14 protein-coding genes and 3 pseudogenes are annotated in these 13,477 nt (G+C 42.1%); 5 read left to right on the plus strand and 12 right to left on the minus strand.

What is annotated here, in order from left to right; translation table 11 throughout:
* The first annotated feature begins 77 nt into the window (after nucleotides 1-77).
* Nucleotides 78-203: a hypothetical protein gene (locus EWV68_RS19180; protein ID WP_260324476.1), complete on the plus strand. Its 126-nt coding sequence runs from the start codon at nucleotides 78-80 to the stop codon at nucleotides 201-203.
* A gap of 71 nt (nucleotides 204-274) precedes the next feature.
* Here the strand turns inward: EWV68_RS19180 and EWV68_RS19185 are convergent, their stop codons facing one another.
* The 12 genes and pseudogenes from EWV68_RS19185 to EWV68_RS19240 form a co-directional block, all read right to left on the minus strand.
* Entirely contained in the window at nucleotides 275-2,146 is a 1,872-nt protein-coding gene (locus EWV68_RS19185; protein WP_287170738.1) for a GTPase family protein, read from the minus strand.
* A gap of 60 nt (nucleotides 2,147-2,206) precedes the next feature.
* Nucleotides 2,207-3,082, minus strand: a complete 876-nt coding sequence (locus EWV68_RS19190; RefSeq protein WP_061433269.1) for a 3'(2'),5'-bisphosphate nucleotidase CysQ family protein — start codon at nucleotides 3,080-3,082, stop codon at nucleotides 2,207-2,209.
* A gap of 84 nt (nucleotides 3,083-3,166) precedes the next feature.
* On the minus strand, nucleotides 3,167-3,304 hold the full coding sequence (locus EWV68_RS19195; protein WP_287170740.1) for a hypothetical protein: 138 nt from the start codon (nucleotides 3,302-3,304) through the stop codon (nucleotides 3,167-3,169).
* 164 nt (nucleotides 3,305-3,468) lie between these two features.
* Nucleotides 3,469-4,311: a ChaN family lipoprotein gene (locus EWV68_RS19200; RefSeq protein ID WP_287170742.1), complete on the minus strand. Its 843-nt coding sequence runs from the start codon at nucleotides 4,309-4,311 to the stop codon at nucleotides 3,469-3,471.
* A 207-nt stretch (nucleotides 4,312-4,518) separates the two neighbouring features.
* Nucleotides 4,519-5,718: a bifunctional rod-capping linker CpcD/ferredoxin--NADP reductase PetH gene (gene cpcD/petH / locus EWV68_RS19205; RefSeq protein ID WP_061433271.1), complete on the minus strand. Its 1,200-nt coding sequence runs from the start codon at nucleotides 5,716-5,718 to the stop codon at nucleotides 4,519-4,521.
* 289 nt (nucleotides 5,719-6,007) lie between these two features.
* Nucleotides 6,008-6,232, minus strand: coding sequence for a rod-capping linker protein CpcD (gene cpcD / locus EWV68_RS19210; RefSeq protein WP_002732223.1), 225 nt, complete (start codon nucleotides 6,230-6,232; stop codon nucleotides 6,008-6,010).
* Between the two features lie 308 nt (nucleotides 6,233-6,540).
* A pseudogene (locus EWV68_RS19215) lies at nucleotides 6,541-6,651 on the minus strand (dual-specificity RNA methyltransferase RlmN); the annotation flags it as partial.
* 113 nt (nucleotides 6,652-6,764) lie between these two features.
* The gene (locus EWV68_RS19220) at nucleotides 6,765-7,325 is read right to left on the minus strand and encodes a hypothetical protein (protein WP_287170743.1); all 561 of its coding nucleotides are present in this window, start codon (nucleotides 7,323-7,325) and stop codon (nucleotides 6,765-6,767) included.
* Nucleotides 7,326-7,607: 282 nt separating this feature from the next.
* A pseudogene (gene rlmN / locus EWV68_RS19225) lies at nucleotides 7,608-8,557 on the minus strand (dual-specificity RNA methyltransferase RlmN).
* Between the two features lie 300 nt (nucleotides 8,558-8,857).
* A pseudogene (locus tag EWV68_RS19230) lies at nucleotides 8,858-9,163 on the minus strand (DUF4277 domain-containing protein); the annotation flags it as partial.
* Between the two features lie 57 nt (nucleotides 9,164-9,220).
* The gene (locus EWV68_RS19235; RefSeq protein ID WP_002795574.1) at nucleotides 9,221-9,820 is read right to left on the minus strand and encodes a hypothetical protein; all 600 of its coding nucleotides are present in this window, start codon (nucleotides 9,818-9,820) and stop codon (nucleotides 9,221-9,223) included.
* Nucleotides 9,821-9,972: 152 nt separating this feature from the next.
* Nucleotides 9,973-10,584 (minus strand): calcium-binding protein, encoded by a 612-nt coding sequence (locus EWV68_RS19240; RefSeq protein ID WP_061433275.1) that lies wholly within the window; start codon nucleotides 10,582-10,584, stop codon nucleotides 9,973-9,975.
* Nucleotides 10,585-10,845: 261 nt separating this feature from the next.
* Between EWV68_RS19240 and EWV68_RS19245 the strand changes: the two genes are divergently transcribed.
* From EWV68_RS19245 to EWV68_RS19260, 4 genes are all read left to right on the plus strand, one after another.
* Nucleotides 10,846-11,880: a hypothetical protein gene (locus EWV68_RS19245; RefSeq protein ID WP_287170744.1), complete on the plus strand. Its 1,035-nt coding sequence runs from the start codon at nucleotides 10,846-10,848 to the stop codon at nucleotides 11,878-11,880.
* A gap of 119 nt (nucleotides 11,881-11,999) precedes the next feature.
* A complete protein-coding gene (locus EWV68_RS19250; protein ID WP_287170746.1) occupies nucleotides 12,000-12,260 on the plus strand; it encodes a hypothetical protein in 261 nt (86 codons plus the stop codon).
* Nucleotides 12,247-12,657 carry a type II toxin-antitoxin system VapC family toxin gene (locus EWV68_RS19255; protein WP_012264691.1) on the plus strand — a complete coding sequence of 137 codons (411 nt, stop codon included), beginning with the start codon at nucleotides 12,247-12,249 and terminating at the stop codon, nucleotides 12,655-12,657. Before EWV68_RS19250 ends, EWV68_RS19255 begins: the two co-directional genes overlap by 14 nt.
* A gap of 194 nt (nucleotides 12,658-12,851) precedes the next feature.
* Entirely contained in the window at nucleotides 12,852-13,466 is a 615-nt protein-coding gene (locus tag EWV68_RS19260; protein WP_287170748.1) for a tetratricopeptide repeat protein, read from the plus strand.
* Nucleotides 13,467-13,477 lie beyond the last annotated feature (11 nt).

Below are 13,477 nucleotides of genomic sequence, written 5' to 3' on the forward strand. Positions count from 1 at the left end.
TCACTTATCATTTTCGTTATTTAGGTCATATATGGTAAATATGACTTATCTTTTTTTGGAGTCTGTGTCTGTATTTTATGCTACATAAGCTTTTCAGCTTGCTTGTCCCCCTGTCAGTTGTGGAAATTGCCCCCGGAATAGAGATGGTCTCGATTATCACCAAAGAATCGGCGGAAAAATTAGGCGTTGCCCTGGGAAAATAAGTCTATGGGGTGGGTTAAATCCTCTGATGTGATGATTGCCGTGGAATAAAGTTTTAGCTTAATTAATCTGGTTAGAGGCCTGTTTTGATCGTCTCTAAATACCCCTGATAACTTGACCGGAACTGTTCGATCGATAAGTCCTTTGTCCAATATTCTACCAGAGCATGACCCCAAGCCCAAGCTTCCTTGTCGGCAGTGCTAGAATTTTCTAATAGTATTGGCCAAAGTGCCAATAAATCAAAACTTTTATTCTCTGGATTCAAGAGAGAAAAAAGCTCATAGGCCATCTGTAATTTACCGATCGCTACCGGTAATTGTTCCACAGGAATTTGTTCAGCTAAAAGATAGGCTAAAGTCGGTCTTCCTGTGGCTAAAGTGGAGATAAAACCTAGAATAGGACTTTTTAATAGGGCCGTTAAACCTTGCCCCGTGGCCATCTGTAAAGTATAGCGATCGATTATTTTAGCCGCTGCCAGGGTTCGAGTTTCTAAATCCGCTAAAAAACGGGCTAAACGCAACTGTTTGGCGGGCGAAATTGCCCCCAGCAAAGCGATTGATAACTCCTCATCCCCCCAAGCTTCTCTATCCGGCTGTTGACTGACCATCGGCAAAATGCGATCGCAGAGATTCTCGAATAATTCCGCCCGATACTGCAAGCATTCGCGGATATTGACTTCTTTGGGACTTTCTCCCGTCAGCCAATTATAGGGGGGTTGCCACTCTCGCACCGGACGCAGGCGATCAACTTGAGAAACACAGACTATAACTGGTAAATTGTCAATAGTTTGTTGCAAATCTTTAAGAAAAGCCTCATCCATGGCCAGGGCGGGATCGAGGGCGGGAGTTACCAGAATCAATAAATCGGCGTTTTCGGCATAATTGAGAACCTTTTGCCGATAATCAGCCCGATTTGCCTGTTCGTAGCCCGGGGTATCCCAGAGGATTAACTCGTCTCCTTCTGGGGTTTGCCAATGGTAGGATTGGATGGCATCGGTACTGGGCAATAGATCCACTTGGGCTAAATCGGCCCGAAAGAGAGTATTGATTAAACTGCTTTTGCCGGCCCCGGTGCGTCCAACCAGCAGAATATTAACCAGTTGGCGATCGATTTCCGTGATTGGTTCAGCTTGGGCGAGAATTTCCTTGAGAGTAGTAGTGGCGATTTTCGTCTTGGTGGGGAGAGTTGGGGCGAGATTACTGCCACTGTAGAGTAACACCGCTTGGCGAGAGAGATTTCTCAGGGCATTTTCCCGCAAAACTTGCCCTAAATTGACTAATAATTGCTGATCCGCTCGATCGCTGTACTTTTGACTGGCCACTTTAGCCACAGCCGCGGCGGGATTGATCACCCATTGCGCCCAATTCCAGACTTGCCAAAGTTTCCGGGCTGAGGGTTGCAATTTTTGATAAACTTCGTAGGCCTGATAGGCTTGCCCGATGGTGATTTGATTCAGGGCCGGGGAAAGATTCTGCATCCAGCGATCGCTATCATCCACGGTTCCCCGAATTAAACCGTAGGCCTGGGGAATGTAAATATTTAATAAGGGGTACTTGACATCCGGGTAATATATATGGGCGATGGCACTGACCAAATCCTGACAGCGTTGCCAAAAAGTCGCCCAATCTTCCCAAACCGGGCGATCATTGCGGGCCTCGACGATAATCCTCTCGATAATTTCCTCGACATTGCCCCCGGAATCACCGTCAGGAGGGGTTAATTCTGCCTTCACTTCGGCAATGGTGGCTTCAATTTCCCTGACCCCTGGGCGCGTCCATTTGACCAACAGGAAGCGCCAAGCGACAAAAATCAGGGTAAAAACTGCCCAAATCCAATTTAAACCCCATTGATGGATCTGAAAGCCGGCGGCCACGATCAGAAAAATCACCACGGCGGCGATCGGAACTGCTAAAATCAACCCTTGCCAAGTTTTTAACCGTAACATTGCTCGATCTGGTTTTTTTCCATTCTACCGATCTCTGATTCTCGGTTAGGGGGGCAGAAATTAGGCAGTGGCATCAATTTGGGCGAGGATTGCCGTGGACAACTGACAAAGTTGTTGATGACAAGGACCATTACTAGCCATGATCCCCCCCCATTGCCGCACATCGCCGCGATTATAGCGCACGGGTTGACCGTCAAAATAGGAAAATTTGCCGCCGGCTTCCGTTAAAATCAACTCCGGAGCGGCAAAATCCCAGTCTTTAGCCGCCGATTTCCCCGATAGGGAGATATAAACATCGGATTTTTGTTCGAGGATCGTGGCAATTTTACAGCCCACACTAGCCACATAATTTTTACCGAAGAAGGGTATTTGACTTAATAAATTATCAAAACGTTGGTCGCGATGGGTACGACTAACCACCAGATAGAGATCGGTAATTTTATCTTTATTGGCAACTTTTACCTGTGTAATATTTCCGTGGCTAGTTTCTAGAAAAGTGCCTTTTCCTTTTTGGGCAAAATAGAGTTTTTCTTGATCCGGTAGGGCAACCACGGCGATGATCGGTCTTCCCTGATAACATAAAGCGATATGTAGGGCATATTCTCCCGTTTTGTTGATAAAATCGCGGGTTCCGTCCAAAGGATCGATAATCCATACCCAATCTTTCGGGATAGCTTCATTGCCTTGATGGGTTTCCTCGCTCAGATAACCAAAGTCGATATCAGAAAAATTTGTTTGTAATTCCCCTAAAATATAGTTATTTGCCGCTAAATCCGCCGCCGTCACCGGTCCGCCTTTTTTCTTCTTGTTAACGGCTAAATCCTGTTCACCGCGGTGGTAGGATTGGAGAATTTTAGCACCACCCCAACCGACGGCACGAGTCACAGCTAAAATGCGATCGAGCGTTTCGGTATCTTGACAGATTAAATTAATCATAAAATAACATCAGTTTTTCAGACTTATTATCTACTAAATTAACCGTGAAATTAAAAGACTGGCTTCTTATAGCGTTTCCCAATCTCATGAGGTACACCAAAATCTTAACTCCTGAATCCCGAATCCTGACTCCTGACTCCTGACTCCTGACTCCTGACGACCGGCTCCTGACTCCTGACGACCGGCTCCTGACTCCTCAAAACCTAAGACTCTGTACCTCACAACTATGGGAATTGCTATATACCATTTTTCTAAAGTAATGACAGAGATGGTTAATTGCCCTCACCCCCCCCGATGTCGGGGGGGTTGGGGGGGTAAGATACCTGCCAAGAATAAAGAAAAATGGTATTAGCTTATCATCCCTTGCTTCCTAGCTCCTGACTGGCTTAATTTTGCCCCTGCCAAAAATAATCGGCGGGTTTTTTGGTTTCTGCTGGTGATGATTGGGGAGCGTCTCCCAAGAAAACCGAACGCTGGCTGACGCGATCGCCTAATCTTCTTTGGACTCGACTGGGAATGCCGTAACCGTAGGCAATATGACCTTTTCCTGCTAGGACGATAATCTGATATTCGGGATGAGCTTGCCAGAATTTAGCGATCGCATCGGCCATGGTTTCATCCCAGAGAACCTGTGCCAAAAAAAAGCGATCGAATCCCTGACTTTTGCCCCCCGTGTGTTGCTGATAAACGGCTAAGATCTGTTGACGGTACTCCTCGTTATCCTGGTTTATTTCGCTTTTGGGGGGGATGTAGGTCATTTCTGAGGTGGAGAGGCTTTCTAAGCCCTCCTGTGCCACTTTTCTAGTGATTTCCGTGGGTGTATTTAGGGCGATCGCTGGTAGTTTTTTTGCCTTGGACAAGCGCAGGATCGGGGCGTAAAATTCCCAATCAAATCCCCAACGTTGGTCGTATTCACTTTTTTCTCTCAACTGATTTTCGCTAATTTTGCCGGCTAAATACTGATCCAAATAGATTTGGTAAGGACGTTGAAACATCTCGAAAGCGATCGCTATTTGGGGATTATTGGCCTGTAAATACTTGATAATAGCTAATTGGGCCTGATGATCGGCTTGACTATCGTGCCTTTCTCCCAGATAAATAATCTCGGCTGTTTTTAAATCTGCCAGAATTTGTTTTTGGCTATTAGTAAAACTCCAGGCCCGGGGCAGCAAAATAAACAGTAAGCAGAGGGCAAGGAAAACAGGAAAAAAGCGTCGAGAGAATTTCATCTTTTTATACTAAATCCGTTGAGTATAGGCTACTTGTGAGGACAGGCAAAAGGTAAGAGGCACTCATGCAAAAGAGGGAATAGATAATCAGTTTTTAATAACTAGATTTAGTATTAAAAGCCTTTTAAGAAACTGATCTTAACCGAAGCCAAGACAAAAAGGGTGAGCAATGCCCACCCGAAAAAATTTTCAGAGAACCTTTTTGGTTTAGTAGGTTTCTACGTGCCAGCGATGTTCTTTTTTCAGTTGTTTCTGATAGACAGACCAATCAGCACCATTTTTAGCGGCGGCGCCACTGATAGCATCGTCGATACCATCTTCCATCCCTTTCAGTCCGCACATATAAGCGTGGGTTTTGGGACTTTGGAGTAGATTCCAGATTTCGTCAGCGTGTTCGGCTACCCGGTGTTGAATATACATTCTACCGCCCTGGGGATTTTGCTGTTCCCGGCTGATGGCATAGGTGAGACGGAAGTTATCGGGGAATTCCGCCGCAATTTTCTCTAATTCTTCTTGGTAGAGAATATTGGCCGTTTTGGGAACTCCGAAAATCAACCAAGCTAGACCTTTGAATTTATAATCTTCGTGTTGTTCCTTGAACATCCGCCAGAGGAAAGCTCGGAAAGGAGCGATTCCAGTCCCAGTGGCCATCATAATGATAGTGGCATCTTCATCACCCGGTAGCAGCATTTCCTTACCCACCGGACCAGTAATAGCCACATCGTCCCCCACCCCTATATGACAAAGATGGGTGGAACAAACTCCATAAACGGTTTCCTTGGTTTCTGGGTGTTGGTATTCTAATTGACGCACGCAGAGGGATACGGTTTTATCGTCTAATTTATCACCATGACGGGTGGAGGCGATCGAATAGAGTCTCAATTTATGAGGTTTGCCATTAGCATCGGTACCCGGGGGGATAATACCGATACTTTGGCCTTCTAAATAGCGTAAATCGCTCCCAGAAAGGTCAAAGGTGACGTGTTGTACGATGCCGATACCTCCCTCATCAACGAGAGCATAGTTCTCGATACATTTGCCGATAAAGGGTTGATTCGGACGGTAGATGTTGACGGGGATATCTGTTTTTTCTTTCGCTTGAGTCATGGCCTTTTTCTTGGTCTGTTCGGGGACGGGCGATGATTGAGCGATTGGCTGTGGTGTGGAGGCACTAGAAACAGTTGCTACGGGGGCAATCCCATTTAAGGGTTTGATGCTGACGATACGACCACCTAAACGGGTAATCCGACGCATTTCTTGATTCATGCGACTGTAGGGAACCGTGAAAAACACGCTTCCACTCTGACGGATTGAATAATCCAAGCTGTCAGTATTGTCGTTTTGATTGAGACCCGCCACTTCGTAAACAAATAAACGGTTTCCCGCTAGTGTACTCGGACTGTACATTAAATATAACTCCCAACTCAAGTCACGATAATCGTTCCATAGTTTAGCCTACCATCGGTACACTACACCTAGGCCTATATTGAGAGTTATCTTAAAAAAACCACAGACATCGCTTTTATCTTTTCCTTAAGGATAGGTCAACTCTCTGGTTAAAATCTGTTACATTTGCAGCATTTTTACTTTTTATTAAGATTTCTGCTACTTTTCCCTATTTGTGCTAAAAATCCCCCTAGTTTGCCTGATCAGGGCAAGAGCGGGGGACAGATATTAGCAATAATTATTTTATGAACTACTCGGCCGCAGCAGCGTTTAAGGGTTTAATGCTGACGATGCGAGCGCCTAAACGGGTAATCCGACGCATTTCTTGATTCATGCGGCTATAGGGAACGGTCAAAAAGACACTGCCACTCTTACGGATAGAATAATCTAGGTTATCAGTATTGTCATTTTGACTCAAACCGACGACTTCATAGACAAAAAGGCGATTTTCTTTGGCACTAGAGAGACTTTGCATCGAAATGGCTCCTACATTGATGTTATAGTTCTCTAGTTTAGCCTAGCAGGGAGACTAGCAATCTAGTTAGGGTTTGCGGCAAAAAGTTTCTCGTGGGGCCAGGGTGTGGGGTGTAGGGTGTAGGGTGTAGGGTTGTACCCATTTTCATCTGGTAAATTACCTAATTTTCAGGGAAAAAGTCCCGGAATTTTCCCCCCGATCCCTCCAATGGCTGGCACTTTTTGATTTTCCAAAAGTCTAAACGTCTTAACCAACAAGGTTTTTAGATTTATTCAGCCAACCCTAGTTAATGGCTGATTTACGGCCGTTTATTGTACCATGACGCTCGATCGCAATTGTCCACAGGCCGCATCTGCCGCTAAACCTCTCGAATAACGGACAGTAACGGCGACTTTTTCCTGTTCTAAAATAGTTTTAAAAGCCTTCTACCTCTTGAATAGGATTAAGTGATCACTGTTAATTGTTTGAAGATCAGCCTGCTGATAAGTCGCAACGCTACCTCCTTGATCTAGTGTAGTCGATTGATGTCGTACTACTTATCATCCTTGATGATTTCTCGCAGGTCTGGATGAAAGTGAATGTGGGTAATGTACACTCCTTTAGGGGTCTGTAAAGTGATAAACTCTACAAATAAAGAATCTTGTTCGTGGCGAAGTTTCAGGAAAAAACGTCTTAAAAACTTATTCTGGGGATAGATAAGTTCTTGCAGGAAAATAGATTGTTTACAAGGTCCACTAGCTTGAGTGTATTGTTTGAGAATTTTTTTCATTTTCAAACGGGTTTCCTCCCAGCGTTGTACTTCACTTCTAGCTTGTTCGGCCGATTCAAAAAAATCCTCATGATCCTTAGCGAATTTAATTCCGTTATCTGCCCACACATCAACTGCACCACCAGTATTGCCCGCTAGATACAGTTCCAATCCTTGACGAACAGGCACAGGAAGTTGTGCCATCTCCTCATCATCAATTACGATCAAGGTGGGTGTGGTTGGTTCTTGGCCGACAAGTAGCGGTTGACTATAAGCTACCCCAGGAAAACAATTAAAAACCGCTAAAGTTCCTAAAGCTGCAATTGCTAATATTTGACTTTTCATGATCCTTACCCCCGAACTCGAAAAAATCACCAACAGTCGAGTTACTGCGGCTGACAAATGCTAAAATCTACTTCTCTGAAAAAATTCCGTGGCAGGATAACCAAAACCGCTAGTTAAAGAAGCACACTTAACAGTTATTTGCCCTGCTGTTGAGGTGTTACTCGATAACCATCCCGATCTTGATTAAATTTTACAATTATTAACAAACAACACAGCCAACACTCCTCTGTTACTCTAATTATAACAGAGAAAACTGATGATAGAGTAGTGAACAAATCAAGTTTATTGTACCATGACGCTCGATCGCAATTGTCCACAGGCCGCATCTGCCGCTAAACCTCTCGAATAACGGACAGTAACGGCGACTTTTTCCTGTTCTAAAATAGTTTTAAAAGCCTTACGTGGGATTGAAAACCTTTCACCAGTTTGGCTAATTCCCCTGCGTGTTCGGGTAAATCATTCACTCCCGCTAAAAGAATGTATTCAAATGTCACCCGTCGTCCCGTGATTTGAACGTATTCCTGACAGTCTTGGATCAGATTACTTAGGGGATAATGGTCGGCACTGGGGATTAATTTAGCTCGAACTTGTTGATTAGAAGCATGGAGACTAACAGCAAAAGTTATTTGCAAATTATGTTCGGCTAGTTGCTTGATTTTCTGGGGTAATCCCACGGTAGAAATCGTTAAACAACGCTGACCGATACCCACATCTTTATTAAGGCAATGAATCCCTGTCACCACTTCGGGGATATTTAATAAAGGTTCCCCCATCCCCATAAATACCACATGACTGACTCGCTGCTGAAAATCCTCCTGTACTGTTAACACTTGGTCAACGATTTCATGTGCTTTTAAATTACGAGTAAAACCCCCTTTTCCCGTGGCACAAAAATCACAGGCCATCGGGCAACCCACTTGCGAAGAAACACAGACTGTCAATCTTTTTTCACTAGGAATTCCCACCGCTTCGATAATTAAACCATCCGCCAGTTTTAGCAGATATTTACGAGTGCGATCGGGTGCTACACTGCGATAATGTATAAGGGAACGACCAATAGGATAATCCGCCATCTTGCTGCGCCATTCTTGGGGGAATACGGAAATATCCGCCAAAGAATGCACCCCTTTTTCATATAGCCATTGGTGTAATTGTTTACCCCGATAAGCGGGTTGTCCCTGGTCTTTTACCCAGTCGGTCAGTTCCTCTAAAGATTTCGCTAGTAAAGTCATAATTGTTATCGTTGAGCGTCTTACCATTCTAACCGATCGATCATCCCTAGGAGCAAAACCGTAACAAAATTGTATTCATTAATTGACATTTTTTCCCTTTGCTCCTTCTCTAGTCTTTGTTAGTCAATTAAATACTTAAAACTATAACTTCAACTTAGCCTAAGGATTTCTACTGTTGGGTATTCCTTTTTATACTAAATCTGGTTATTAAAAACTGATTATTTATTCCCCCTTTTGCCTCTTGCCTATTGCATGAGTGCCTGTCCTGATATGTAGCCTATACTCAACGGATTTAGTATTATATTCTCCTTCCACTGAGAGGGAAGTAGCATCTAAATGGGAATTCTCGGTCGCCACACCAAATTTTTTCACGGCCGCTAAACTAATCAGTAGGAAAATGGCCGAAACATCAAGTTGATAAAGTTTGTCCATTACTCGACTAATTTTATCATCATTCAGGTGTTTGGGTTCGATGCCATCTCCCCGCAGATGTTCGGTTGCTTTATCTTCAAAAAATTGAGGAAATAAATACGAGTATCGGGAGACAAATCCCAATCCGTTAAGAATAATCGCTTTTACTACTTGCCCCGCTGTGACAATTTCTCCTGGAACCCATTGAGACTTGTTCGTTTGACAACAACCCAATAGCGAGCTACAATGCGATCACTTTCTGGCTTTGCGGATAGCACTCCCTAGCATTAAACCCCCAAGGGTAATATAAGCAAGAACGCTGCTGGATTCTGGAGTCGTTCTTTTAGATGCAACACGAATCTGAACAAGAACATCATCGTCATCATCATCTACAGTGAAAGATGCAGCGTCATCAAGATGAGCTAAGAAGATATTAGTATCTAGTAACTCAAATGTATTTCCTCCGAAACCAAGGCTATTATCTAGATCCGAAAAAACTATTTGTGAAGCCATATCTGTGCCTCCAATTGTAGCGAAAAAACTTTGACCATTCCAGTTAGTTAGAACCGCCAGTGGAATTGGTTGATCTGGATTAAAAGACCCCAAAAAAACCTCACTGTTTGTTGATGGATTATTCGGCAATCCTGAAAGAACTGGAACAAAGTTTTCTGAAGTAGTCCCAAGACCAAACTCAGAATTGGCACCAGCACCACCTCCTAAGGATTTAACGTAAATATCAACCTGATCAGGAAATTTAAACTCTGCTGCACTGCTTGGATTAGTAATACCGCCAACGAATAAAGCAATAGCAAAAGTAAATAAGGGATATTTGGGGTTGCAGGGATTGAACATTTTTGTTGCTCCTCAAAAATTAATTCTTTTTTTGTTGTTCGTTATCTTTTGTTCCTTGAGAACAAGGTTCATGCTTTTAGTTTGACCAGTGAGCAAAAATTGCCCAGTCGTCTGGAACAGGCGAACCAAAAGATTCGCCCGCCCACTCCCAATTAAATAAGCTGAACATCTAAAGAGACAGCAAACCCTGCGGGGCGATTTTCAATGGTTGCGAATTGTTGCCCAAGAAAACTTAACCCACCTGTTAAGCTATTGTAGTTAAATTGGCTAAGGCTACTAGCATTAAATCCGGACTTACTGATCTGGATGACATCGCCCTCTATCCACTGAAAATCCTTGATTACGTCAACTCCTTCTAGAAGAGAACCGAAAAAAAAGGCATCGGCACCAGTGCCGCCAGTGAGGATATCATTGCCATAGCCGCCATAGACAAAGTCATTCCCAGCACCTCCTAATAGAACATCGTTGTCGGCTCCGCCAAAGAGATAATCAGTGTCGTTTCCGCCTGATAAAGTGTCAGCACCCGCTTCGCCAATGAGCAAGTCACTACCGTTTCCGCCGAAGACATTGTCATTTCCAGCGCGGCCGAAGATGATATCTGCACCATCTCCACCATCAATGTAGTCGTTGCCTATTCCACCGTCGATGTAGTCGTTGCCTCCTTGGCCGTAAATGCTATCATTCCCTTCATTCCCGTACATGGTGTCATTACCGAAACTGCCGAACAAGAAGTCATTGTAAATTGTACCGTTGTAAACTGGCATTAGCTGTCAACTCCTGTGAATTAATTAGTTGATGATTCAAGTCAAACATTCAGATCAAATAACATTCAATAGATACTGAATAACAAATTGGTATCAGCCAACGACTCTAAATAACTCTAAATAGCTCTAAATAACCGTACATAACTTTAAATAACAATTAATAACAGTGCTTTCTCTTTCTCATAAAAATATTGACAAATCAGAGGAAATGATGTAATCTTTAAATATCTCCATTAATTTTTGATTATTTTTGAACTAAAAATGGTTGGCATTCCTGACAGGATAGGAACTAAAGATAAAGACCTATTGCAAAAAGCATTTCTAAACCGGATCTTGCAAAATACTGGTTTGATAAAAAATCAAGATCATAGTTGTTTATTTCAACTTCTATATCATCCAAAAAATCAAGATAAAAAAAGAAGTGAAATTGTCGAAATAATGAAAAATAAGCATAATCTTCATTATACGGAAGCAACTATTAATGAATATGCGAAAAGAATTAGGAGAATAATGGTAGATGTGTTTAAACAAGCGATGATAGACGATGGATTAGAATTAAGTGTCAATTTAATTACTACTAAATATGAGAAGAAAGGAAAACCTCAGAATTCAATTGAACCTCATCAAGTGACTTATCAATGGTTATGGGAGAAAAAATTTCCTCGGATGGGTTGGGAATTAGCAAAAGAAGTTGCTGCACCTGCTTGTAATAAGTTAACGATGCTGGATATTAATGAAAATTTTGATGGAGAAAAATCCCCTAATGGAGGAGCCTCAAACGGTAGTTCAAAAAGGGGTCTAGTTATGAATGGTACTGTAATTAAGCCAGAGCCAGATAAGGGTAATTATCTTTATCTTAACAAGCCCCATTATTTATGGGTTGATTTACCTGAAAATGGTAAATATTTATTGTTAATTAATGAGACTGTAGAAGGAAATTTTTATCTCTTTAGTCCTTCAAGAGCATTTGCCTATGTTCCTTATACTAAGCTGTCAGAAGGACTTCGTTTACCTCCGTCTGAAGGACTAGCTCGATTTTTCCAATATGATGCAGTAGGAGATGAATATTTTCTGGCAATTGTCACAGAGCAACCCATTGATTTATCTTGGGTTAATGGGGAATCTGACCCTACAGATATTATCTTAAATCAAAAGCGTCTTGAGGAGATATTTATTAAATTGGGTCAACAGGGTAATAGTGAAGTGTTTTATAAGCGGTTTAAGGTGGTAGAACAAACAATTAATTACTCTGATCAATCAGCAACAATAATCAACAACAAAAACTTAGTTTATTAAAGGAGAATGGTAACATAAATTAAGCAATCATTAACCCGATATTATAACTAGACCGCATCATGCCAGCGATCGCCCTTGCCCATTGTCAACAGTAATTGCCCATAAAATAGGAAAAAACAATGCAAATTTCTATTCAACTAGACGATGAACACGCTCAAAAACTAGCCTATATTCAACAAACCACCCAAGAAAATACTTTAGAAACCATTCAAAAAGCCATTGAACTACGCTATCAACAACTCCAAGGAAAAACACACGATCCCCTAGCTAAATTAAAACAAAGTTCCTTTATCGGTAGCTTTGAAGCAGAGGCTGACTTTGCCGAAAACTCAGAAAACATTTTGCATTCACTCCTATCCGAAAAAAATGATCATTGCTGATACAGGATTCTTTCTCGCTCTTGGCAATCGAAAAGACAAAGATCACTCGTTAGCCATTCAAACTATTTATAGTCAAAATGAAGCCTTAATTACCACCTATCCTGTTATCACCGAAACCTGTTATTTACTCTTAGCCAGAATAGGTAATCAGGCGCAAATCAACTTTTTGCAGGGATTGGTTAACGATAACTTTGAAATATTTCATTTACAAAATCATCATATTGAACGAATGATTGAATTAATGGATCGTTACGCTAACTTACCGATGGATATGGCAGACGCTTCTTTGATTGTATTAGCAGAGCATCTAGGACATGGAAGAATATTAACTGTTGATCGTCGAGATTTCAGTATCTATCGTTGGAACAATACGGAGGTTTTTAACAACTTATTGTAGGAGATATTTATTCAGGGTAATCAGGGTAATAGTGAGGTGTTTTATAAGCGGTTTAAGGTGGTGGAAAAACCCATTAATCACTCTGATCAATCAGCAACAATAATCAGCAACAAAAACTTAGTTTATTAAAGGAAGATAGTAACATCAATCAATCCATAATTAACCAGATACAACAGTATAACCAAACCATAGGAATGCTATATCAGCAGGGGCAATATGAGCAAGGGATTATCTTCGCCCAACAAACCTGTGATTTAGCCAAAAGTTACTCACTAACTAATGAGCCTATTTATGCTTATTCTTTGAATCTTTTAGCCATATTATATAAGTCAATGGGACGGTATGATCAAGCTTTACCTCTCTCTCAACAAGTTCTCGAAATTGTTGGTAAAAGTTTAGGTACTGACCACCCTGAATATGCTAATTGTCTGAATAAATTAGCCGTATTATATCAGTTAATGGGACAGTATGAGCAAGCTTTACCTCTCCATCAACAAGCTCTCAAAATTACTGGTAAAAGTTTAGGTACTGACCACCCTAACTATGCTGAGTCTCTATATAATTTAGCCGTATTATATAGGTCAATGGGACAGTATGAGCAAGCTTTACCTCTCCATCAACAAGCTCTCGAAATTCGTGGTAAAAGTTTAGGTACTGACCACCCTGACTATGCTGGTTCTCTGGATAACTTAGCCATATTATATCCCACATTCCGCACCCTAAGTGTCACAACGTCTCGAAAGAGGAAGGAGCGTGAGTCAAAATACTTATCTAGAGGAGTGAGTTGGCGGCAAGCTGCCGGCAACTAAGCCGAAAATTT

Source organism: Microcystis sp. M_QC_C_20170808_M9Col (assembly GCF_007095495.1).
Taxonomy (GTDB): Bacteria; Cyanobacteriota; Cyanobacteriia; order Cyanobacteriales; family Microcystaceae; genus Microcystis; species Microcystis aeruginosa.